Source organism: Streptomyces sp. NPDC048297, assembly GCF_043201585.1.
Taxonomy (GTDB): Bacteria; Actinomycetota; Actinomycetes; order Streptomycetales; family Streptomycetaceae; genus Streptomyces.
On record NZ_JBICZA010000005.1, the window covers coordinates 38,830 to 58,428 of the forward strand.

General features: G+C 70.8%; 15 protein-coding genes and 1 pseudogene. 12 read left to right on the plus strand and 4 right to left on the minus strand.

The features are described from left to right. Nucleotides 1–103 precede the first annotated feature (103 nt). Nucleotides 104–394, minus strand: a complete 291-nt coding sequence (locus ACGFYV_RS06935; protein ID WP_393877324.1) for a hypothetical protein — start codon at nucleotides 392–394, stop codon at nucleotides 104–106. Nucleotides 395–934: 540 nt separating this feature from the next. Here ACGFYV_RS06935 and ACGFYV_RS06940 point away from each other — a divergent pair. From ACGFYV_RS06940 to ACGFYV_RS06960, 5 genes are all read left to right on the plus strand, one after another. Continuing rightward, entirely contained in the window at nucleotides 935–1,957 is a 1,023-nt protein-coding gene (locus tag ACGFYV_RS06940) for an ABC transporter ATP-binding protein (RefSeq protein WP_393877325.1), read from the plus strand. Further along, a complete protein-coding gene (locus tag ACGFYV_RS06945; protein ID WP_393877326.1) occupies nucleotides 1,954–2,820 on the plus strand; it encodes an ABC transporter permease in 867 nt (288 codons plus the stop codon). The genes ACGFYV_RS06940 and ACGFYV_RS06945 overlap by 4 nt, the downstream gene beginning before the upstream one ends. A gap of 112 nt (nucleotides 2,821–2,932) precedes the next feature. After that, nucleotides 2,933–4,279 (plus strand): sensor histidine kinase, encoded by a 1,347-nt coding sequence (locus tag ACGFYV_RS06950; protein WP_393877541.1) that lies wholly within the window; start codon nucleotides 2,933–2,935, stop codon nucleotides 4,277–4,279. Then, a complete protein-coding gene (locus ACGFYV_RS06955; protein WP_393877327.1) occupies nucleotides 4,276–4,953 on the plus strand; it encodes a response regulator in 678 nt (225 codons plus the stop codon). Before ACGFYV_RS06950 ends, ACGFYV_RS06955 begins: the two co-directional genes overlap by 4 nt. A 147-nt stretch (nucleotides 4,954–5,100) precedes the next feature. Further along, a complete protein-coding gene (locus ACGFYV_RS06960; RefSeq protein WP_393877328.1) occupies nucleotides 5,101–6,459 on the plus strand; it encodes a hypothetical protein in 1,359 nt (452 codons plus the stop codon). Between the two features lie 97 nt (nucleotides 6,460–6,556). Here the strand turns inward: ACGFYV_RS06960 and ACGFYV_RS06965 are convergent, their stop codons facing one another. Continuing rightward, nucleotides 6,557–7,300, minus strand: coding sequence for a DUF2637 domain-containing protein (locus ACGFYV_RS06965; protein ID WP_393877329.1), 744 nt, complete (start codon nucleotides 7,298–7,300; stop codon nucleotides 6,557–6,559). A 424-nt stretch (nucleotides 7,301–7,724) separates the two neighbouring features. Here ACGFYV_RS06965 and ACGFYV_RS06970 point away from each other — a divergent pair, with 424 nt between their 5' ends. From ACGFYV_RS06970 to ACGFYV_RS06980, 3 genes are all read left to right on the plus strand, one after another. Continuing rightward, on the plus strand, nucleotides 7,725–7,919 hold the full coding sequence (locus ACGFYV_RS06970) for a hypothetical protein (protein WP_393877330.1): 195 nt from the start codon (nucleotides 7,725–7,727) through the stop codon (nucleotides 7,917–7,919). Between the two features lie 392 nt (nucleotides 7,920–8,311). Then, nucleotides 8,312–10,726, plus strand: a complete 2,415-nt coding sequence (locus ACGFYV_RS06975; protein ID WP_393877331.1) for an SdrD B-like domain-containing protein — start codon at nucleotides 8,312–8,314, stop codon at nucleotides 10,724–10,726. A gap of 241 nt (nucleotides 10,727–10,967) precedes the next feature. Continuing rightward, entirely contained in the window at nucleotides 10,968–11,648 is a 681-nt protein-coding gene (locus ACGFYV_RS06980; protein ID WP_393877542.1) for a hypothetical protein, read from the plus strand. A gap of 70 nt (nucleotides 11,649–11,718) precedes the next feature. On the opposite strand, the gene ACGFYV_RS06985 is transcribed toward ACGFYV_RS06980, so the two are convergent. Then, the gene (locus ACGFYV_RS06985) at nucleotides 11,719–13,071 is read right to left on the minus strand and encodes a nitrous oxide reductase family maturation protein NosD (protein WP_393877332.1); all 1,353 of its coding nucleotides are present in this window, start codon (nucleotides 13,069–13,071) and stop codon (nucleotides 11,719–11,721) included. Between the two features lie 91 nt (nucleotides 13,072–13,162). Here ACGFYV_RS06985 and ACGFYV_RS06990 point away from each other — a divergent pair, with 91 nt between their 5' ends. Next, the gene (locus tag ACGFYV_RS06990) at nucleotides 13,163–14,326 is read left to right on the plus strand and encodes a Dyp-type peroxidase (RefSeq protein ID WP_393877333.1); all 1,164 of its coding nucleotides are present in this window, start codon (nucleotides 13,163–13,165) and stop codon (nucleotides 14,324–14,326) included. 317 nt (nucleotides 14,327–14,643) lie between these two features. Here the strand turns inward: ACGFYV_RS06990 and ACGFYV_RS06995 are convergent. Continuing rightward, nucleotides 14,644–15,734: pseudogene (locus ACGFYV_RS06995) on the minus strand (GAP family protein). A gap of 136 nt (nucleotides 15,735–15,870) precedes the next feature. Between ACGFYV_RS06995 and ACGFYV_RS07000 the strand changes: the two are divergent. From ACGFYV_RS07000 to ACGFYV_RS07010, 3 genes are all read left to right on the plus strand, one after another. Further along, on the plus strand, nucleotides 15,871–16,377 hold the full coding sequence (locus ACGFYV_RS07000) for a hypothetical protein (protein WP_393877334.1): 507 nt from the start codon (nucleotides 15,871–15,873) through the stop codon (nucleotides 16,375–16,377). A gap of 117 nt (nucleotides 16,378–16,494) precedes the next feature. Further along, nucleotides 16,495–17,847 carry a Dyp-type peroxidase gene (locus ACGFYV_RS07005; protein WP_393877335.1) on the plus strand — a complete coding sequence of 451 codons (1,353 nt, stop codon included), beginning with the start codon at nucleotides 16,495–16,497 and terminating at the stop codon, nucleotides 17,845–17,847. 55 nt (nucleotides 17,848–17,902) lie between these two features. Beyond that, entirely contained in the window at nucleotides 17,903–19,033 is a 1,131-nt protein-coding gene (locus ACGFYV_RS07010) for a catalase family protein (protein ID WP_393877336.1), read from the plus strand. The last annotated feature ends 566 nt before the right edge of the window (nucleotides 19,034–19,599 follow it).

Sequence of the window (19,599 nt, forward strand, 5' to 3'; positions counted from 1 at the left end):
TGACGGGCACCTTGGGGGGAGGGGACGGGGGACGGGCCACTGGAACCCTACAGCTTGTAGGGGGTCGCGGATACGGATGTGCGCGTACCCGCGAGGGACGGCCTCAACCGGAGTGATCCCTGCCGCGGCGGGCCGACGAGATCATCCAGGCCAGGTTGCCGACCGCCGCCCCGGCGGCCACCACGGCGACGATCACCCCGCCGGTGGCCAGCCCGTCGCTGAACAGGTGCGGGCGCCGCGCGAGCGCGGTCAGGCCGAAGCCGCACAGCTCGTACACGCCGATCGCCGCGATGACCAGGCTGCCGACCAGCAGGGTCAGCGTGGGCGTGAGGCTGCGCACGTCGACCCCCGCCGGGGGGTTCGGCTCCGCCGTTCCCGATTCCGTGTCCTGCATGTGTCCCCCGTCGAGCAGACGTGTGGCCGATGGCGGTTCGGAACCTACAGTATGTAGGGTGCGGCAGTGTGCAGTGTGCAGGGTCCTGCGGTCCTGCCGGGCCGAGCCTGGGCGACGTGAGCGCGGCCCCCTCCATGATGGCCGAGGCGCGAAGTCGGCCGTGCGGGGCGCGCTGGCGGGGGTGCGGAGGGGGTGCGGAGGGGGCTTCTGCGGCCTGCGGCGCCGATGTGGACCGCGCCCGGCCTGAGAGACCTGAGGAGTCTGAGGGACCTGAGGGATCTGAGGGATCTGAGGGGCCTGAGAGGAACGTCTCGGTCGAAGCGGACCGCCGCGTGGCCCGCCGCGTGGTCCGCCGCGCGCTGGTCCGGGGGCGTACCAGCCCTCGATCTTCGGCCCCCGGAGCCCCGTGTCGTACCGCGGTACCACTCGCACGGCGGGATTCGACCCCCGGTACCACGGAATAGGGGCGAAACGGACCATAGCGTGGTGGGTGAGGCGTCAGAGGCGACGGACGCCCGAGCCCGAGAGAAAGCGACGCGCATGATCGACGCACGGCAACTGACCAAGCGGTACGGGGAGAAGACGGCGGTCGACGGGCTGGAGTTCGTCGTGAAGCCGGGCAGCGTCACCGGGTTCCTCGGGCCGAACGGCGCGGGGAAGTCCACCACCATGCGGATGATCGTCGGTCTCGACGCCCCGACGAGCGGCACCGTCACGGTCAACGGCCGGCGCTACGCCCGCCACCGGGCCCCGCTCCAGGAGGTCGGCGCGCTGCTGGAGGCCAAGTCCGTGCACCCGGGCCGCTCGGCCCACCAGCACCTTCGGGGGCTCGCCCTGACCCACGGCATCCCGCGCCGCCGGGTCGACGAGGTCATCGAGCTGGCGGGCCTCGGCAGCGTGGCGAAGAAGCGGGCCGGCGCCTTCTCCCTCGGCATGGGCCAGCGGCTCGGCATCGCGGCGGCCCTGCTGGGCGACCCGCAGACCGTGATGCTCGACGAACCCGTCAACGGACTGGACCCCGAGGGCGTCCTCTGGGTCCGCAACCTGTTGACCTCGCTCGCCGCGCAGGGGCGGACCGTGTTCGTCTCCTCGCACCTGATGAGCGAGGTGGCGCAGGTCGCCGACCATCTGATCGTCGTGGGGCGCGGGCGGCTGCTCGCCGACACCACCGTGAGCGAGCTGGTCCGCGAGGCGGGCGGCGACGCGGTGACCGTGGCGACCGACGCCCCGGCCCGGCTGCGGGACGTCCTGGCCGGACCCGGCGTCGACGTCACCGGCCGGGTCGGCTCCGAGGAACTCCAGGTGACCGGCCTGACCGCCCGCGAGGTCGGCCTCAAGGCGGCCGAACACGGCATCCCGCTGTTCGAACTGACCACCCGGACGGTCTCCCTGGAACAGGCCTTCATGGACCTGACCCGGGAGGCCGTGGAGTACCACGGCACGACGTCCGCGACTCCGGCCGACGCCGAGTCCGAAAGCAACAGCGGACCCGAGAAGGACGCCGAGCCCGGAAACAGCACCGAGCCCGACGAGAACCTTGAGACCGCCGGGAGGCCGGCATGAGCACCCTCAGCACGACCGGCACGACCACCGCGACCCCCGAGTCACCCCGCACCACCACGTCGTCCCCCGACCGCCCCGTCTACCGCGTGACCGGACGGCGCGTCCTGGCCTCCGAATGGGCGAAGCTCTGGTCGCTGCGCTCGACCTGGATCACGCTGGGCCTCGGCCTGCTGTTCCTCGTCGCGTTCGGGCTGATCGCCGCGACCCGCTTCAAGTCCCAGTACGGCTCCGTCCGCATGGACCCGGACTTCGCCCGCGCGACCGCCGTGAGCCTGTCCCTCTTCGGCACCAACTTCGCCCAGCTGGCCCTCGGCGTCCTCGGTGTCCTGGTCACCGCGGGCGAGTACTCCACCGGCCTGATCCGCTCCACCCTGGCGGCCGTACCGCGCCGGCTGCCCGTGCTGTGGTCCAAGGCGGCCGTGTTCGGGCTGGTCGCGCTGGTCGTCGGCACCGTCGGCGCCTGGGTCGCCTTCCTGGCCGGCAGCCGGATCGTCTCCGGCACCCCCGCCGCGCTGGACATCACGCACGACGGCGTCGTACGCAGCCTGTTCGGGGCCGGGCTCTACCTGGGCCTGGTCGGCGTCATCGGCACCGCGCTGGGCGTGCTGCTGCGCTCGGTGGCGGGCGGCATCTCGCTCCTGGTCGCCACCTTCATGCTCGTCCCCGGGCTGATCTCCCTGCTGCCCAGCTCCTGGCAGGACGACATCAGCCCCTACCTGCCCAGCCACGCGGGCGAGGCCCTGTTCTCCCTCACCCACGACGCCACCACCCTCTCGCCGACGGCCGGGCTGCTGGTCTTCCTCGGCTGGACGGCCCTCGCCCTCGCGGGCGCGGCGTACCGGCTGGTGCGGAGTGACGCCTGACCGGGCCCACCGCGGGGCCCCCGCGCGTCCCGGCTCCGGGCCCGGCGCACCTCACAGGTTCCGCGTGCACGATGGGCGGGTGAGTGCCGCGACCCCTTACGACATCGGCGGTATGGGACCGCTGGTCACCCGGCTCGGCCGGGTCGGCCGGCGGTTCCGGCAGGCCGACCGGGCCCACCCCTGGGTGCTGGACACCGCGGTGGTGGTGCTGGTCTTCCTGATGTTCTGTCTGCCGGACCTGCTGCACGCGGGCATCGGGGGCGGCGACGGCGACGGTGACGGACCGCGCCGCTTCCGCCTCGCCTTCACCCGGCTGCCCGTCGCGGGCGTGTTCGTCCTGCAGGCGGGACTGGTGCTGCCGCTGCTGTGGCGCAGACGCCGTCCGCTGGTCGCCTTCTGCGCCGTCTGGGCGGTGTTCGTCCTCCAGTGGGCGCTGGGCTCGGCGCTGCGCGCGGACCTGGCCCTCTTCGTCGCCCTGTACAGCCTGGCCCTGCACGGGCGGCTACGGCAACTGCCCTGGGCCTGCGCCGGCATGGCGGCCGGCATGGCGCTGGTCGCGGTGCGGGTGTCGCCGGTCGTGTCCGTCTGGGACGCGCTGTTCTTCCTGCTGAGCACGGCGACCGCGGCTCTGGCGCTCGGCCTCGTGGTCCGCATCCGCCGGGCCCAGCTCGCCGGACTGCGGGACCGGGCGGCCCGGCTGGAGATCGAGCGCGACCAGCGCAGCAGGCTGGCCGCCGCCACCGAACGGGCCCGCGTGGCCCGCGAGATGCACGACATCGTCGGCCACAACCTCTCCGTCATCATCACGCTCGCCGACGCCGGGGCCTACGCCACCGACACCGCCCCCGAGCGTGGCAAGGAGGCGCTGTGCCTGATCGGTGACACGGGCCGCCAGGCCCTCGACGAACTCCGGCGCGTCCTCGGCGTCCTGCGCGACGCGACGGACGGGCGACGCGACGCGACGGATGGGTGGCGCGACGCGACGGGCGGGTGGCGCGGCGGGCCCGAACTCAGCCCGCAGCCCGGCGTCGCGGACATCGGCTCGCTGTGCGAGGGGGTGCGCGCGGCCGGCCTGGACGTCGTCTACCGCACCGCCGGTGACGTCGACGCCCTGGACGAGGGCGTCCAGCTGGCGGTCCACCGCATCGTCCAGGAAGCCCTGACGAACACCCTGAAGCACGCGGGCGCCGGCACCCGGGTGAACCTGTCGGTCGCGGCCGAGGACACCCGGCTGACCATCCGGGTCCGGGACAGCGGACAGTCCGTCCCGTCCGGACCGCCGAACGAGGAAGGACACGGCCTGGTGGGCATGCGCGAACGAGCGGCACTCTACGGCGGGACCGTCAGCGCGGGCCCCGCCCCCGGCGGAGGCTGGCGCGTCGACGCCGTCCTCGCCCTCACCCCGCCCGGCGACGGCCGCGCACCCCGTGACCTCACGTCCCCGGGCGGCGGGCGATGACCACCACCGTGCTCGTCGTCGACGACCAGCCGCTCCAGCGCTACGCCTTCCGCATCCTGCTGGACTCCGTCCCCGAGACCGAGGTCCTCGGCGAGGCCGCCCACGGCGGCGAGGCCGTCCGCAAGGCCGCCGAACTGCGCCCCGACGTCGTCCTCATGGACGTCCGCATGCCCGGCATGGACGGCATCGAGGCCACCCGGCGCATCGTCGCCTCCGGCGCGCGCTCCCGCGTGCTCGTGCTGACCACCTTCGACCTCGACGAGTACGTCCACTCCGCCCTGCGCGCCGGAGCCAGCGGCTTCCTGCTCAAGGACGCCCGCCCCGAGGACCTCCTCGCCGGCATCCGCGCCGTGGCGGGCGGCGACGCCGTCATCGCCCCCGCGCTCACCCGCCGCCTCCTGGAGGAGTACACCCGGCACGTCCCGCACCCGCACCGCGCCGGCGACCCCGCCGAGGACAGCCGGCTGACCTCCCTGACCAACCGCGAGCGCGAGATCCTCGTCGCCATCGGCAAGGGCTGGACCAACGGCGAGATCGCCGACCGCTTCGTCCTGTCGGAGTCCACCGTGAAGACCCACGTCGGCCGCGTCCTCGCCAAGATCGGCGCCCGCGACCGCGTCCAGGCCGTGATCTTCGCCTACGACCTCGGCCTCGCCCGTCCCCACTCGGACTGACCCCGCACCCGAACCGACCCCGCACCCGAACCGACCCCGCACCCGAACGGCCCACCGTCACTCGCACCCCCGCCCGCGACGGGATCTGCTGCTGGCAGAGGTACGACCGACGGTCCGGGCACGAGCGGTGAGCGGAGGAGGCCGGGGATGACGGAGCGGGAGCCGACGGGGGAGGACGGGGCGGGCGGGGAGGACGGGGGCGCTGCCCGCCAAAACAGTCAAGGAGACCGCGCCGAACTGGACCGGCTGCGCGCCAGGGTCGCCGCCCTGGAGGCCCGGTCGGCGGGCGGAGGGACGGGCGGAGGGACGGCGGGTGGGGCGGTGACAGGCGGGTCACGGCACCGGACGAGGTCCGTGCTCGCCGCGCTGCTGATCGTCCTCGGCTGTGTCCTCGCACCGCTCGGCGCCCTCGCGGCCTGGACCTCCGACCTGCTGGGAGACACCGACCGCTACGTCGCCACCGTCGCCCCGCTGGCCGCGGACCCCGCCGTCCAGAACGCCGTGGCCACCCGGGCCACCGACGCCCTCATGGACCACCTGGACGTCCCCGACCTCCTGAAGGGCGTCGCACCGAAGGACCGGCCGCTGCTGCAGAAGGGCCTCGGCGTACTCGGTGGCTCGGTGGAGGGAGCCGTGCGCAGCTTCGTGCACGACAAGGCGCGGGAGGTCGTCGCCTCCGACGCCTTCGACACGATCTGGCGCGACGCCAACCGCCAGATCCACGCCTCCCTGGACAAGGCCCTGACGGGCAGCGGCGGAGGCGCGGTCCGGCTGGAGAACGACACGGTGAGCGTCGACCTCGCCCCGGTCATCGAGCAGATCAAGACCCGGCTGGCCGACTCCGGGCTGACGGCAGCCGAGAAGATCCCCGCGGTGCACACCCAGTTCACGGTGTTCCAGGGGGACAAGGTCAGCCGGATCAAGACGTACTTCCGGGTGCTGGAGCTGGCGGGCCTGTGGCTGTCGGTCCTCGCCGTCGTCCTCACCGCGGCCGGCGTCCTCACGGCCACGCACCGCCGCCGCACCCTGATCGCCGCCGCCCTGGGCTTCGCCTTCGCCACCCTCCTGCTCGGCCTCGGGCTCACCGTCTTCCGGGTCGTCTACCTGGACTCGTTGCCGCGCGGGGTCTCCCAGCCTGCCGCCGCGTCCGTCTACGACACCCTGACCCGTTTCCTGCGCAAGGAGGTACGGGCGGTGGTGGCACTCGGTGTGATCGTCGCCCTTGCCGCCTGGCTGACCGGACCGGCCCGCTGGGCCCGCGCCGTCCGGCAGGTGTGGCACGCGGGCATCGCCGCGTCCCGCGCCCAGACGGACCGCCTCGGCCTGCGCACGGGCCCGGTCGGCCCGTTCGTGCGCCGCCACCGCGTCGGGATCGGCTGGCTCCTGGTGGCCGTGGCCGCCGTCGCCTTCGTGCTCTGGAACCACCCCACCGGCTGGGTCGTCGTCGGCCTCGCCCTGGCCCTGCTCTTCGCTCTCGCGGTGGTGGACTTCCTGGCCACGGAATGACGGTGGACGACGGCGTACGTCGGCATACGGCGGCATGCGACGGCATGCGACGACATACGACGGCGTACGGCTCGATTTCTTCTCTTACTCGATTGTGTTATCGCTTGGAATTCCGCTGCGCGTGCGCGCCCTGCTTGGTCGATCGGTATTTGGAGGAGACCTGTCCGACGAGTTCCCAGAAACACACCAGGGCGGTGATCGGGGGAATTCCGAGCATCACGAACGTCAGAATCGACTGGGACGCGTGGCTGACGCACAGGGCCACCGCCACGGCCGAGGCCGAGAGGATCACGCCCCAGGAACGGCGGGCGGTGCGGCGCTGGACCGTCGCCCGCAGGATCGACAGGGCCGCGACGAACCAGGGCCCGTACACCGTGAGCGGCCACCACTCGGCGAGGTTCGAGGGCAGGACGGACTCGGCGATGGTGTGCAACTGGCCGTAGGAGTAGCTGATCGCCCAGGTCAGCAGGGAGGCCGCGGCCACGACGATCGTGCCGATCAGGACCGTGACATGGGTGACGCGCTGCCCGCCGTCGAGGAGATGCGATTCTGCCTGGAGTCTGCGCCGGTTGACCTTGCGGTGCGACCGCTCGGGAGAGGCCGGGCCGGGGGTCGGGGCGGGAGCGGGAGCGGCCGCCGCGCGGGTCGCCCCCGACAGCATGTGGGCGAGTTCTTCGTCCAGGTCCCAGGGCGAGACCTCCGGCGCCGGAGCGTGCCAGGACTGCTGGGTCGGGAAGGAGACGGCGTCGAACGTGGGCTGGCTCAGCGTGTCGTGTTCGCCTCGGAAGACGTGCTGCGGCTCGTAGTCGTAGGGGTGTGCCTCATAGCTGTTCCGGTCCATCCGGTGGTTTCCTCCGTGTCCTCAGGTTCAGGAAGCAGTTCCGTCTGGAACACGGGGTCTGCACGATGCCGCCCAGCCGGCGCTCGTCTCACCATTCCGTTCGCGGGCCGCCCGCAGGTATTCAGTTTCCATGACCCTAATCTCGTCCAAGAAATCATCGAGGAGGTCCCAGCAGCTGCCGAGACGCACCGGATGATTCATGGCTTCGCATGCTTCATCCCCTGTCAGTGACACGCTCACATAACGAGGGCCGATGGAGGGCGGGTGTCGAGCATTCGGGGGAATGAATCCCCCGAAAGGGTTGTCCGGGCGGTCCGAACGAAACACTTGACCGATGACAGTAAGTAATGAAAGCAGTTACTGGAGGGCTCGGCCCTCGGGGTCCGGGAAGTCGGCGGACGGGGTGGGTCTCCTCGGACGCCGCATGATCGGCATCAGCAATGGCTTTGCCCGCACTGCTGCCCGGATCCACGGGATCCACGGGATCTACGGGATCCACGGGATCCGCGAGATCCCCCAGGATCCCCTTTTCGCATCCGATGGATTTCAGGAGTTCTGCGGCGGCGGCGAGACTTCGGTGGATAGAATATCGCGCGCTGCTCGCGATGGCGGTCGGTGAGGTCGGTGGTGGAGGGGGCGAGAGCACCGTGATTGAGCTGCGCAAACACACTGTCCGGGGAGGCTTCGCCCGAGGTCGTGAACGTGTGTTCGCCTTTTCTGGCCTGCGGTTCTTACAACTCGTCCGCAATACCATCAAACGATCATCACAACGCGGTCCACGCACCAGCAGTGGGCCGTTTTCTTTTGCCTCGGCGTTCACGGCCGGCGTCCCTTTCCGGGGGCACGAAGTGGACATGTGGCGAGAAGTGGCCGCCTCGTTTTCAAGACAAGAGAAGTGTGGAGTGTGATGCCATGAACCGAGTCGGCTCAGACTCGCGCCAGTCGACCCGCGGCCTTGCGGAGCGGCTGGCACGCGTAGGGTTATCCGTTCTCCTACTGGCGGGCGGCGCCGTGGGAGCGACGTCCGGACCGGCCGCCGCCTCGACCGACGACGGCACGCTGACGGTCGAGGTGCTGCGCGACTTCTTCGGCACCGGCGTGATCAACGCGACGATGGACGTGCCCCAGCGCGGCATGAAGGTGGAGATCTCCGACCCCGCCGGACACCATGTCACCGGCGTCACGGATGCCACCGGAAAGGTCGTGGTGTCGCGGTCGACCGTGCTGAGCGGCGGCCGGTACCGCGTCGACGTCAGCGTCCCGGCGCCGTACAGCGACTATCTGCGGGCGGCACCCGCGTCGACGGCGGAGAACCACTTCGACAGCTTCACGTCGTTCGTGGACGTGTCGGGCGGGAAGAACGCCGCGGTGGTGACCGGGGTCTGGGATCCGGCCGACTACACGCTGCCGGACTCGCGGTACTTCGTACCGGTCCAGAACGGCGCCACCGGAACCGACACCCGGGCACTGGTGGCGTTCGGGACGAACGTCCGGGGCACGTGTCCCACCGGTGTGTCGTGCCCGGCCACGCTGGCCACGCAGGCCCAGGTGGGAACGACGTTCGCGCTGGCGTACGACAAGTACCGGAGCCGGTTGTTCCAGGGCGCGTTCGCCCGCCGGTACGCCCCGTACGGGCCGAAGGGCGTCGGCGCGATCTACACGGTGCCGGTCAGTGGCTCGGGTACGCCCGAGCTGTTCGCACGGGTGCCGGGCGCCGCGGTGACACCGCACGACAGCGCCGACATGAACAAGGACCCCGGGTTCATCGACGCGCCGGGCAAGGAGAGCATCGGCGGCATGGCCCTGTCGGAGGACGGTTCCACGCTGTACGCGGTGAACCTGCTGACCCGCAGCCTGGTGAGCTTCGACGCGACCGGGGCCACCGCCTCGTCGCCCGAGGCGACGGTGCGGATCCCGGACCCGGGGTGCGCGAGCGCCGGCGACTGGCGGCCGTTCGGTCTCTCCGTCCACGACAACAAGCTGTACGTCGGCGGCGTGTGCAACGCGGAGAGCACGCAGCGGCGCGCGGACCTGAAAGCCGTCGTCTACACCTACGACGGCAAGCGGTTCACCACGGTGCTGACCCACGCGCTCACCGCCAAGCGCGGCACCGTCTTCAACGGTGCCGGCGACATCGACCAGGCCACCCACTGGAACCCGTGGAACACCAGCCTGGGCACCTGGGACCAGCGGAAGGCGGGCGGCGCCTTCATCGATCCGCAGCCGGAACTCGCCTCCCTCGCCTTCGGGCGGGACGGTTCGATGATCCTGGGCTTCCGCGACCGGTTCATGGACGTGCTCAGTGCGAAGGGGCTGGACCCCCGCCCGCTGAACAACACGCCCGAAATGGGCATGTCCGGCGGTGACATCACCATGGTCTGCGCCGTTCCCACCGGGGGATACGCCTGGGAAGGCACCGGGAACTGCCCCAACCACGCCACCCCCGCCAACAGCGGAGGCCAGGCCAACGGCGTCGTCGAGTACTTCCCCGGCGACTTCTACGCCGGGCCGCACCAGGAGACCGCGCTGGGATCGGTGGCCTACATTCCGCGGCAGCAGTGGGTCGTCAGCACGGAGTTCGACCCGACCGTCAACATCGAGACCGCCGGGACCGGTTACCACCACATCACGACCGGTCAGGGACCGGGCAACGCCCCGGCCGCCAACGCGTACCAGTTCGTCGGTCAGGAACAGAACGGCTTCGGCAAGGCCGGCGGGCTCGGTGACATCGCGTACGCGGCGGCGAACGCGCCGGTCCAGATCGGCAACCTCGTGTGGTTCGACGGCGACCACAACGGCATCCAGGACCCGGCGGACGTACTGCTGCCGGGGGCGACGATCAACCTGCTGGACGCGCACGGCAAGCAGGTCGCCACGACCAGGACCGATGCCGCCGGCGAGTACTACTTCGGCGGTGTCGGCGCCGCGTACGAACTCACACCCGGTGCCGCGTACACGGTGCAGTTCGACGTGTGCACCGCGGACACGGCCAAGGTGCCGAGGCAACCCCGGGCGAGCGAGCTGCGGTTCACGCTCCCGCGAGCCGGGTCCGACCGGGTGCACGACTCCAATGTGACTCCGCCGACCACGGGGAGGCTGTGCAACGGCTCCGCGCCGGTCACGGCACCGGACAAGCCGGGCGGGGTCGATCACACGATCGACGCCGGGGTGTACATCCCGAAGTCGAAGCCCACGCCGACGCCGACCCCGACGCCGTCGTCGCCACCGGCCTCCGCGCCACCGGCGTCGCACGCGCCGCCTGCGCTGCCTGCCAACAACCCGGCCCCGGCCGGCGGTAGTTCGGGTTCGATGGCGCACACCGGTATGTCCGGGGTGCCGCAGATGATCGGGCTCGCCGGTCTGCTGGTGGCCGCGGGCCTGTTCATCGCGTTCATGAGCCGGAAGCGTCGCGCCCGGAAGAACTGACCGAACGGCACGAACGAACGGAACAGACGAACGGCACGACTGTGATGTGCCCCGGCCGGTCCGCGAGGGCCGGCCGGGGTGGTGATCGAGAGGGTGAACCAGAAGAGTGTCAGCGTCGAGCCGCGCGCGGAGCGTGAGGGTCCAGCGAGCTCTACCGGTCCGTGCGGCCGACCGGCGCCGATGGCTGCGGCCCCGCTGGGCGGCGGCCATCGGCATAGCGGCCGTCGCGGTGGCCGCGATCCTGGTGGCCGTCGTCGCCACCGGCGGCGGCTCCGGCCCCGGCGGTCCGCGCGCGCTGACGCCGGACGAGGCGAACCTGCTGGCGATCACGCGGTTCCGCAACTACGAGGCGCACGGCCGCGCGGTGACGATCACCGTGCCGGGCACCGCCGGTGGGCTGACCGTCACGGGGTCCGTCGACTACCGGGGCAAGCTCGGTTACGGCGTGGTGCACGGCACCGGGCGCGACACGTCCAGCGACGGGCTGATCCAGTGGACGGCCACCTCGGTGTTCGTCCACCCGATGGCGAACGCCCCGGCGCAGGCACCCGCGTCGCCGCCCCGCTCGGGCTGGTACGGCCGCCCGCTGCGGTCGTCCGGCAGTTCGCTGGACACCTCGCTGGCCATCGCGCTCGGTCTCGGCAGCGACCGGCCGGACAACGCCCAACTGCTGCCGCAGAACGGCGCCGCCTGGTGGGGAGAGGACCAGGTGGACGGGCATCGGGTGGACGTCATGACCGGGCCGTCCTCCCGCGACCGCTCCGGCACGGCGGGCCGCGTGCGCTACTGGGTCGGCTCGGACGGCACCATGTACCGGGTCCGCGTCAGCGTGGGTTCCGCGCCGCAGCCGGTGGTCATCGCTTTCGACACCCGCACGTACGTTCCGGTCGAGCCGGCACCGGGAGTCACCCCGGCGCCGTAGCCGCCGTTCAGGACGTCTACACCGCCGTTCACGACGTCCGCACCGCAGTTCAGGACGTCCGCACCGCCGTTCACGACGTCCGCACCCGCGCGCCCGCGGCGAGCAGGGACGCCGACGGCAGCGGGACGTCCGCCGTGTCCGGCAGGACCGGAGAGGCCGGGACGGCGGTGGCGCCCGTGGTGACGGCGTGGGGGAACTGCGGCTGCGGACCGGGAGCCGCGACCTCGGTGAACGGGATGCCACCGGGTGCCGTCGGCATCGTCCATCTGCCCGTCGGCGAGGGCGACTTGGCTGCAAGCGGGCAGGACGCGGTCGCCGCGAGCCGGGCGGGCACCGTGGTGCGCAGCTCGTTGCCGCGCAGGCAGTTGCCCCGTCCCCGCGTGGCGGTGGGGAACGTCCAGCCGACGTCGACGCCGTTGCCGGTGAACGTGTTGTCCAGGATCTGGTTGCCGACCGGAGGCAGGTCGGCGGTCGCGGTGATCACCAGCCCGGCGTTGGCGTTGCCGGCGATGCGGTTGCGGACGAACCGGTTGTCGCTGCCGCCGTCGATGCCGATGCCGGTGCCCCAACCGCCGTCGGCCTGCTGCGGAGTGGCCGGCTGCTGGTTGGCGGCGATCAGGTTGCCCGCGATGACGGCGCCCCGCTGCGGGAGCAGCTTCTCCTGGTGGTCGGAGTCGGTGGTGAGCCCGACCCGGTTGCCGACCAGGCGGTTGCCGACCACGTACATGTCCCCGCCGGCGTTGGTGCCTTCGTAACCGACCGCGTTGAGTTCGGCGATGTTGTCCCGCACCACGACGCGACAGGGCTTGCACTGTCCCACGTAGATCCCCGAGTCGGCCCCGCCCGAGGCGTACGAATGCTCGATGACACCGTTCTGCGCGGAGAACGCGTAGATGCCGTACAGCCCGTTGCGGGTCGCGGTCACGTACGAGACCAGGAACGACTTCAGGAAGGTGACGGGCTCGTCGCCGGTGTCGTACCCCCCGGAATGCCCCGGCAGCCCGGAGGCCGCCTTCGCCGAGCCGGTGACGAGGATCCCGTTCTGCGTGTTGTTCTCCACGGTCAGGTTCTCCACGGCCACGCCGGGCGCCGTGACGACGACACCGTTCGGCTGCCGCAACCGTCCGTCGATGACGACCTTGTCCCGGGACGCGCCGCGAAGAGTGACGCGAGGCGTGTCGATCCGCACCGACTCGTGGTACACGCCCGGTGCGACCAGCACCAGGTCACCGGGCCGGGCCAGCGACACAGCGTCCGAGATCGTCGGGGCGTCGGCAGGCACGCGGATCGTCACGTCCGCACCGCTCGGTCGCCGGCCCCTGCCGGACCCGCCGTCGTCGCCACCACCGCCACTGCCGCAGCCGGCCACGAGCGTCAGCGTGGCCAGTACCGCCGCCACCACGCGAGGAGCTAATCGAGGCATGAGCCCAGTCTCACATGATCGATGCCCAATTCCGGGCCGGAATCGGAAGGTTGACCGGCATGCGTGAAGGGGGTGTGGCACTCTGCACACCATGCACCGAGCCGATCACCACCCGTCTCGCCGCGCGTTCCTCGATGTCACCGGCGCCATGGTGGCCGCCGGTCTGACCGCCGGGTGCACATCGGACTCCGCCCGGCCAGGCCGGCAGGGCCCCTCCGCGGCGGCCACGCCGATGCCGACGCCGGTTCCGGCGGCGGGCCGGCACCAGGCGGGCATCACGCTTCCCCAGCCGGCCCAGCGCAACCTGCTGGCCGTGGTGGCCGACCTCGGTGCCACCGTGGCCGCCGGCCCGTTACTGGCCGAACTCGGCGAGACCATCCGCGCACTCACCGCGGGAACCGACGTGCGATTGCTGGGACTTGAGCCGGGCGACCTCACCGTGACCGTGGGCGTGGGCCCGCGACTGGTGCGCAGCGCCGGCGCCACTCTGCCCGGCGCGGCCGACCTCCCGCGCTTCTCCCGCGAGCGGATCGCCCCACGGGCACGCGGCGGAGACCTCCTGTTACAGATCTGTGCCGACGACGCGCTGCTCCCGCCGGTCGTCGCCGCCGCGCTCCTGCACCAGGCCGGTGACCGCGTCCACGAGCGCTGGCGGCAGTCCGCACGCCGGGGCACCAACGTGCCCATCGGCAACGGCCTCACCGCGCCACGAAACCCGCTCGGTTTCATCGACGGCATCGTGGGCCCGCACACCACCGCCGAACAACAACGCGACCTGTGGCTCGCCGGGCCTCCCGCGGTCGCCGGCGGCACCCTCGCCGTACTGCGGCGCATGGAACTCGACCTGCCGCGGTTCGCCGCGCTGTCCGTGGCCGAACAGGAAGCCGTCTTCGGCCGGCATCGGGCCGGCGGCGCCCCCCTCTCCGGCGGCCCCGTCGCCTCGGGCCCGGACCTCGGCGCCAAGACCCCGGACGGACGCTACGTCGTCCCCGCGGACGCCCACGTGCGCCGCGCGAACCCCGCCGTCGTCGGCACCGGCCTGATGCTCCGCCGCTCCTACAGCACCGACGACCCCGCCCCGGGCCTGCTCTTCATCAGCTTCCAGAACGACCTGCGGACCTTCACCGCCACCCTCACCCACATGGACACGTCCGACGCGCTGCTGCGATTCACCACCACAACCGCCAGCGCGACCTTCCTGATCCTCCCCGGCTTCGACCGCCAACACCCTCTCGGCGCAGAGCTGTTCGCCTGAGACGACCACCCGACGGCGACTTCACCGGAGGACACCTCCACGAACACGGCCAGCCGGCCCAGCCCTCCCGAACTCCAGCTCAGGGCCACACCAGGCAGTACGGCTGATGCCCCGCCTCATGCAACCGGTGCGAGAAGTCCTGCCATTCGTGCAGCGAATGGGAGGGGTGGGTTGCTGACCTGGGGCTTCTCGGTGGAATGTGCGTTGACCTGGGAAAACTCCTCTCCGTAGTTCTCACGGGTCAACGCCGTTTCCCAGGCTCATGTGCCCTGGATGTGCCCTCCGGGGCACATGCCTGACACGCGTGGGTGGTCGTGTCAGGAGACCAGGATGGAAATGCCGTCTCCGACCAGCCTGAGCCCGAGGACGAAGAACAGGACGGCCATCACGGCGACGTTGTGCTGAGCTGCCCACTCTTTCCAGTTGCCGAGCGTGGCCTGGGCTCGCTCTCCTCCGAGGAGGAAAACCCCCAGCGGGGCCAGCAGGCCGAGGGTGGCGACCAGGACGAAGATCGCCAGTGAGGCGATCTGCTGTCCGACCGGCAGCCCGGCCGAGCCGATCGAGGCGCCCGCGGCGATGGTCAGCGGGGCGTTCTTGGCGTTGAGCGCGGCCAGGGCCAGTCCGAGTGTGAAGATCTTGACCGGCGTGAGGCGGTCGATCGCGCTCATCCACTTCGGCAGCTGGGCCTGCGAGGGATCTCTTGGGCGTCGGTGCCATGCCGGGCGCCGAAGAGGACGAGGAACAGGCCGAGTGCGAGCTTGAGAGCTCCCACCCAGGTGGCCGGCTGGTTGTGGGCGGAGGCGCCTGCGGGGGAAGCGATCGCCAGCATCACCGCGCCCAGTACCGAGAGTCCCAGGATCCAGCCGACGGTGAAGAGGACTCCGTTGAGACGTCCCCGGGGCGTGGCGAGTATGAGGATGACGGCGATGATCGGGAGCGGGCTGACCGCCACGGCGGCCGCGAAACCCAACACGTCACCGAGGACTTTGCCCACGGTTGCCTCCCTCTGGGGGGCGGGTGGTGATCCGGTCGAGCAGGGTTCGGCGGAGGCAAGAGCCGCGACCTTGGCGGCGCAATGGGGTTTTGTGCGATCGGCTTGTGCGATCGGTAGCGCCCTTGTCGTCATGACGGCGTGGAAGTGGTTGCCGAGAAGTGGTGACGACGACGCGTTCGGCATGCCCCGGTTCCATCTTCCTGCGCCTGGTCTGATCTGTCTCCGGGAGCCCCTCAGGACTTCGAGGACCTCGGTTGTGGCCTGTCTCACCGCGTTGCTGCCGACCCGGAACCGGGCGGCAAGCCGGGAGACGCGGCACCGACCGTGATCGGCCGTGGTCCGGGAGCACGAGGCGAAGATGCAAGGCAGCGCATCCGCGGTGAGGATTGACATGTGAGGGCGATGGCGCCTCATGTTCGGGGCGCTTGGCGATCCTCGCACCGATCCGTGGCAGGAGAATCTCACGATGACTGCGACGTCAGGTGCACCCCAGTCGGCCCACCCCGAGCGCCCTGGCAGGTCGGACGGGGTCTGCAGCGAGTTCACCGTAATGTGCAAGATCAAGCCGGGCGAGGCCGATGCATTGCGTGAGGAACTCGCCACCGTCTCCAGCGGGGCGGCCGAGAAGACCGTCCGTGCGGCGGTGCAGCAGATCGGCACCCTGCATGACGAGCGCCATGTCATTTTCGACCATGACACCCGGCACATGTTCGCCAGTGTCTTCGACGGCTCCTGGGACGCTTACATCGACGACTTCGCCCATACGCAGGTCGGGGCCAATTTCGACAGGTTCTTCTCGCATGACGAAGGGTTCCCCGGCGTCACCGACCCTGGGGTGAAGGACTGGTTCGTCGCCAACCAGGCGCCCGCGAACGCATTCGTCAGCGCCTATCCCGGACTGACCGTTCAGCAGGTCTGGAAGGACCAGCGCGTGAGTGAGGCGTTCCAGGCGGTGCTGGACACCCCCGAGTTCCGCGCGGCGCTGGAGAACCCGGCAAACGCCGAGTTGCTGGCGACGCCCACCTTCCAGAAGCTGTTGGAGGAAGCCGCACGGTAGAAGCCGGACACAGTCGACCCTCGGAGCTGACCCACCATCGGTGGACCCCGTCTGCGGGCAGGGGCCGGCCGCTGCGGGGCTGCCCGGGCGGAGACCGATGTGGAGGCACTTCCGATCATGAACACGGCGGACAACAGCAACACGGTCGGCGTGCGCGTCGAGATCGACGACGTCCAGAGTGGTGCCCTGCGTCCACGGCCCGTGCCCTACGCGGGAGAGTTCGTCTTCCTGCGTATCGATGACCGCCAAGCAGGCCGCGCCCTGCTGCGGCGGCTGCTCCCGCTGACCTCGGGTGGCCTGCCCGGCGCGGACCGGAGCCAGGATGCCTGGGTGGCTGTGGCGCTCAGCTATCAGGGACTACGGGCCCTGGGGGTGCCCCAGGAGTCGCTGGACAGCTTTCCGCGGGCGTTTCGTGAGGGCATGGCCGCCCGGGCGGAGCTGATCGGCGACGTGGGCGAGAGCGCGCCGGACCACTGGGAGGCGCCGTTCGGGACGGGCGATGTCCACATCGCGCTGAGCGCCCTCTCCTCCGATGTGGGGCAGCTGGGGAAGGAGCTGGAGCGGGCCCGTGCCGCCTACGAGGAGACGCCCGGTGTCCGGGTGGTCTGGCAGCAGGAGGTCCGCCAGCTCCCGACCGGGCGCACCACCTTCGGTTTCCGTGACGGCATCAGCCATCCGAACATCGAGGGCGTCGGACTGCCCGGCTCCAATCCGCAGGAAGTTCCCATCAAGGCCGGTGAGTTCATTCTCGGCTACCCCGACGAGACCGGCAGCCTGCCGCCCACGCCCAGCCCCGACGTCCTCGGTCGCAACGGGACCTATGCGGCCGTTCGCAAGATCCACACCAATGTGGCGGCCTGGCGCCGGTACCTGCGCGCGAACAGCTCCAGCGCCGAGGAGGAGGCGCTGCTGGCGGCGAAGATGGTCGGGCGCTGGCCCAGCGGGGCGCCGCTGACGCTGTCCCCGGACCGCGATGATCCGGAGCTGGCGGCCGACCCGCACCGCGTCAACAACTTCCTGTACCGGGAACACGACGACGGCGGGTTCGGGTGCCCCGCGGGTGCGCACATCCGGCGCACCAACCCCCGCGATGCCACCATCATCGGCGACGCCCGGATGCACCGCCTCATCCGCCGCGGCACCACGTACGGCCCACCGCTGCCGGAGGGCGTGCTGGAGGACGACGGTGCCGAACGCGGCCTGGTCGGAGTATTCATCGGCACCCACCTTGAACGGCAGTTCGAGTTCATCAAGGCCGAGTGGGTCAACGACGGAAACTTCATCGGCTACCCCGGCGAAAAGGACCCGGTGGCCGGGCACCACGGCGGAACCGGCAGCGTCACCATCCCGGAGAAGCCGGTCCGGCGCCGTCTGCGGAACCTGCCCAGCTTCGTGGTGACCCGCGGCGGCGAATACTGCTTCCTGCCGGGGCTGAGCGCTCTGCGCTGGCTCGCCGAGCTGGAGGACTGAGGGCAGTTCCTGCCTCCTGGGACCCGACCACGGCCGTCGAGGAGAGGTCGAAGTCATGGCAGCACAGTTCGTCCCCTACACGCCTGACGTCGAAGACGATGACCCGAACTTCGACCAGAGCCTGCAGCAGGTGATCGAGAAGACCGAGAGCTACGTGGCCGAGTCGGTCAGCGCCGGCGGCACCGGACACGCCATTCGCGACGCCCACGCCAAGGGCTACGGGCTGGTCCGAGGGGAAGTCGAGATCCTGGACGGGCTGCCCCCCGAGTACGCCCAGGGCATCTACGCGACCCCGGGAACGCACGACGCTCTCATCCGCTTCTCCAACGGCTCGCCGCACGCCGGAGCCGACGCGCGACTGGGCCCCGCCACCGGACTGGCGCTCAAGATGTTCGACATCCCCGGCCCGACCCTGCTGGAGGACGAACCGGACACGGGCACGTTCGACTACGCCAACATCAACGGACCGGTCTTCTTCTGCAACACGATCGAGCACTACCTGTTCATCCAGGACCTGTTCCTGAACGCACCGGCCTACTTCTCCCAGGGCCGCCCCGGCGCACATCGCTTCTTCACCGAATTCGTCACCGGAAAGGGAACACTGGACCAGGACGACTGGGCCTGGGACGAGTTCCTGGTCTTCCTGCGCCTGTCCGAGATCCCCATGGTCAACGTACTGCTGTCGAGCTACTGGACGATGGGCGCGGTCCGGCACGGCGACTACATCGCCAAGGTGCGCATCACCCCCGACCCGGCCTCCGCCGCCACGGTGGTCCGACGTGACATCGACCCGGCCTCCGCGCAGGAGGTCTTCCGGCCGGCTCTGCAGGCCGAACTCCAGGAACGGCCCTACACCTTCGACATCCAGGTCCAGCTCTGCACCGACCTGGAGCGCATGCCGGTGGAGGACACCACCGTGGAGTGGCCCGAGCGGCTCTCGCCGCCCGTCACCGTGGCGAAACTGCGGCTTCCGCAGCAGGACATCTCCGGCCCGGAGAACCTGGCGAAGATGGACGCGCTGTCCTTCACACCCTGGCGGGTCACCGCCGAACACGCGCCCCTGGGCAACATCATGCGGGCCCGCAAGGAGGTCTACCGGCACTCCTCCATCACGCGGCACAAGCTCAACCAGCAACCGCGCACGGAGCCTCGGAGCGCCGACGAGGTGCTCGGCCCGCCCCGTTGAAGCCGTCCGGTGTTACGGCAAGCACGACCTCCAGCGCGATCCTCGGCCCACTCTCAGCCCGGCTACTCCTACTTGTGCGAACTCCTCGCCGGGTACCAGCGCCTGAGTCCGCGTGACCGTGCCAGGGCACGGCTGTGGGTGGGTACGGCGCTGAGCAAGGAGTGCGTGGCGCCGACGACCTGGAGCAGGCCCTGCGGGATAGCTTCTGACCTGGTCATACGCACTCTGGCGTGGCCCCCGGGAGCGCAGGATTGCGCCGTTGCCGACCATGGTTTACCGGTCTTATGGGCACGCCGTCGGCTCGGAGGTGCGGGGCACTCCCCTGAGCGGCTGACAGACGGGCGACGTCTGGAAGCGTGAGCGGGCGGAAAGGGTTCGCTTGCAGGAGCACACGGCTCGCGGAGGTCGAGCGGGAACTGCCCGTCATCGTGAACTTCTTCGACGGCCTGATGAAGGCCCGGCGTTCGGGCGAGTGCGCTCGCCGGGGCTGTCTGGTCTCCGACGCGCGCGCCGTCACGGAGAACGGCGATCCGGGCGTACGTGCCATCCCTCGGCCAACACCACCA

Excerpts from the sequence above, each read along its gene's own strand:
- ACGFYV_RS06935 (WP_393877324.1), bottom strand. The coding sequence starts at position 394 with ATGCAGGACACGGAATCGGGAACGGCGGAGCCGAACCCCCCGGCGGGG.
- ACGFYV_RS06940 (WP_393877325.1), top strand. The coding sequence starts at position 935 with ATGATCGACGCACGGCAACTGACCAAGCGGTACGGGGAGAAGACGGCG.
- ACGFYV_RS06945 (WP_393877326.1), top strand. The coding sequence starts at position 1,954 with ATGAGCACCCTCAGCACGACCGGCACGACCACCGCGACCCCCGAGTCA.
- ACGFYV_RS06950 (WP_393877541.1), top strand. The coding sequence starts at position 2,933 with ATGGGACCGCTGGTCACCCGGCTCGGCCGGGTCGGCCGGCGGTTCCGG.
- ACGFYV_RS06955 (WP_393877327.1), top strand. The coding sequence starts at position 4,276 with ATGACCACCACCGTGCTCGTCGTCGACGACCAGCCGCTCCAGCGCTAC.
- ACGFYV_RS06960 (WP_393877328.1), top strand. The coding sequence starts at position 5,101 with ATGACGGAGCGGGAGCCGACGGGGGAGGACGGGGCGGGCGGGGAGGAC.
- ACGFYV_RS06965 (WP_393877329.1), bottom strand. The coding sequence starts at position 7,300 with ATGGACCGGAACAGCTATGAGGCACACCCCTACGACTACGAGCCGCAG.
- ACGFYV_RS06970 (WP_393877330.1), top strand. The coding sequence starts at position 7,725 with ATGATCGGCATCAGCAATGGCTTTGCCCGCACTGCTGCCCGGATCCAC.
- ACGFYV_RS06985 (WP_393877332.1), bottom strand. The coding sequence starts at position 13,071 with ATGCCTCGATTAGCTCCTCGCGTGGTGGCGGCGGTACTGGCCACGCTG.
- ACGFYV_RS06990 (WP_393877333.1), top strand. The coding sequence starts at position 13,163 with ATGCACCGAGCCGATCACCACCCGTCTCGCCGCGCGTTCCTCGATGTC.
- ACGFYV_RS07000 (WP_393877334.1), top strand. The coding sequence starts at position 15,871 with ATGTGCAAGATCAAGCCGGGCGAGGCCGATGCATTGCGTGAGGAACTC.
- ACGFYV_RS07005 (WP_393877335.1), top strand. The coding sequence starts at position 16,495 with ATGAACACGGCGGACAACAGCAACACGGTCGGCGTGCGCGTCGAGATC.
- ACGFYV_RS07010 (WP_393877336.1), top strand. The coding sequence starts at position 17,903 with ATGGCAGCACAGTTCGTCCCCTACACGCCTGACGTCGAAGACGATGAC.